General features: G+C 58.0%; 3 protein-coding genes and 1 pseudogene. All 4 read right to left on the bottom strand.

All coding sequences use genetic code 11. The features are described 5' to 3' along the window. On the bottom strand, positions 1-323 hold a 323-nt coding region (locus ACZXDY_RS45630), incomplete at its 3' end, for a molybdopterin cofactor-binding domain-containing protein (protein ID WP_464349976.1). Positions 324-370: 47 nt separating this feature from the next. Beyond that, a complete protein-coding gene (locus ACZXDY_RS45625; RefSeq protein ID WP_028167152.1) occupies positions 371-826 on the bottom strand; it encodes a (2Fe-2S)-binding protein in 456 nt (151 codons plus the stop codon). A 354-nt stretch (positions 827-1,180) separates the two neighbouring features. Continuing rightward, positions 1,181-1,636, bottom strand: coding sequence for a DUF3788 domain-containing protein (locus tag ACZXDY_RS45620; RefSeq protein WP_464349975.1), 456 nt, complete (start codon positions 1,634-1,636; stop codon positions 1,181-1,183). Between the two features lie 295 nt (positions 1,637-1,931). After that, positions 1,932-2,172, bottom strand: a pseudogene (locus ACZXDY_RS45615) (hypothetical protein); the annotation flags it as partial.

The following is a 2,172-nucleotide window of genomic DNA, read 5'->3' as shown; positions in this document are numbered from 1 at the left end:
ATACCTATGATCGAGTTGACGTAGAGCGCATGATTTGGCGGCGCATGCTGAACCTGAATCTGGTCAAGCTTCACTTCAAGTTCTTCAGCGAGAAGCATCGAGAGCGAGGTGTAAACGCCCTGTCCCATCTCGATCATCGGAATGACCAGGGTTACGGCGCCGGTCGGATTGATCCGTATAAATCCATTCGGCGCGAAAGTACCCGTGACCTCGTTTTCGACCACCTGCGAAGCAGGCGCCGCGAACACGGGCTCCGTGCGTGCACCGGTCAGAGCAAAACCGAGCAGCAAGCCTGTGCCCTGAAGGAAGGTGCGCCGCGACATCGCCGTTTCATCTTCGATCCGGTTCGTTAGAATCAGCCTATCCATGCTCAAACTCCCGCTGCTCGCTTGATCGCGGCCCGGATACGCTGGTAGGTACCGCAACGGCAGACATTTCCCGACATCGCTGAGTCGATATCCGCATCGCTCGGCTTCGGAGTATCTTTCAGCAAAGCCGCCGCCGACATGATCTGGCCGGATTGGCAGTAGCCGCACTGCACTACTTCCAGATCCAACCACGCCATCCGCAAGGCCGCGCCTTGCGGCGTGCGGCCGATCGCCTCGATCGTGGTGACCGCGCCGTCGCCGATGCTATCGACCGACGTCTGGCAGGAGCGGACAGGTTGGCCGTCGATATGAACGGTGCAGGCGCCGCACAGTGCTTGGCCGCACCCGAACTTGGTCCCGGTCATGCCGAGCACATCGCGCAGCACCCACAGCAACGGGATGTCGCCGTCGACATCGACCTCACGAGGGGTGCCGTTGATATTTAACGTGAAAGCCATGAATGCCTCTTGAGCGCGCAGGGAGTGAGCCATGAGCCAATCGACGTCACTCATGAAATCCGCGAAAGCTCTACGCATTGTTCGCAACACGCGGCGAAGCTTTCCAATAGCCGACATGTATAGTTTCCATAGCTACGGGGAATGCTCGCAAGCCGGATAGCTAAGAAGGAAATTGACGACACTCCTGCCAGAGCATGTTGATCGGTAGTTGGTGGGAAGCGAACTCTTCAAACGATAACGCATCGTGCAACGACGTTGCGAGATTTGACGGCCGGATGGCCGCTTGGCACCATCCGACAGAGTTTTTGCTGAATAACCAGCGTCGCGACTTGCCGCGAAACTTTCGGGCGACATTCAAGCGCGCGACGGTGGAGGGCGCTTCATGGTCAAAAGCTCCGTCACATCATGCCGATCATCTGCGGATGAGATCGCAACGGTCAGGAATTTCCCGTCCGGGTATATTTGGGCTTCATCGTAAAGCTTGACCAACGGCGAGCGCCAGACATAACGGCGCTCCTCAAACTTGTCTCGTTCTGCTCTCCCCAAGACCACCACGGCCGAAAACCTCCTGTATTCCGGCACTAAGGTGCAAAACGCCTTTGTTTTCTTGTAGCGTAGGGACCAGCCGCGCTTCTTGCCGCCATAAAGCCATTCCGGCGCGAAGACACCGGGGTAGAAGTCCTCGATCCAGTTCTGCAGAGAGGCCCAATGCTTGAACGCGCCCGATCCGATCCAGTCGCGGACAGTGCTATCATCGGGCGATGCTGACTTGTCAGTGATCCTGTCACCGATCTGGGGGGACTGTTCCATGCCGCTTTCCTTCAATCACAATTTTTCACGACCGGTTCGGAAGACTTGGCGGCCGACCTTGATCTTGCGCGAAAGGTGTGTCGCCACGTTCCCAAGGTTCGAATCTGTGTTGCGCAAGTCCTGTCACGGACCTCTCTCCACCATTGGGGCATAGGCGAGTTGCCCGTCAAAGCTGAAATCCGGCGCGCGGATTTGCGGACACCGAATCTGGACGTCCGGTCCGTTCTTCGAGGACAGGACTGTGCTCGTTGGCTGACATTTGAGGCTAGCAATGCCCCGGCGTTTGAGTTAACGCTCAGCGCTTGCGAAGGCATCGGCATTTCCAGCGTAGTTCGCTTCCGGCTAGGTCTTGGTTGGCGAGCCCTGCGCTAGAAGACGCGGCCCTGTTGAGGACCGCCCAGGCGATCCGGGCGAGCTTGTTGGCGAGCGCAATCGCCAGCACGTTGTGGTGCAATCGCTTCTTGGCGGCTTCGATCCAAGATTTGAGGCCATAGCGCTCCCAGCACTTCACCCTGACCAGCACCACCCATGCGGCT

It is taken from the genome of Bradyrhizobium sp. LeoB3 (genome assembly GCF_055456055.1).
This window is presented reverse-complemented; position numbering and strand designations above follow the sequence as displayed.

What these genes read in the sequence shown, in the direction of transcription:
- ACZXDY_RS45625 (WP_028167152.1), bottom strand. Translation starts at nt 826, where the DNA reads ATGGCTTTCACGTTAAATATCAACGGCACCCCTCGTGAGGTCGATGTC.
- ACZXDY_RS45620 (WP_464349975.1), bottom strand. Translation starts at nt 1,636, where the DNA reads ATGGAACAGTCCCCCCAGATCGGTGACAGGATCACTGACAAGTCAGCA.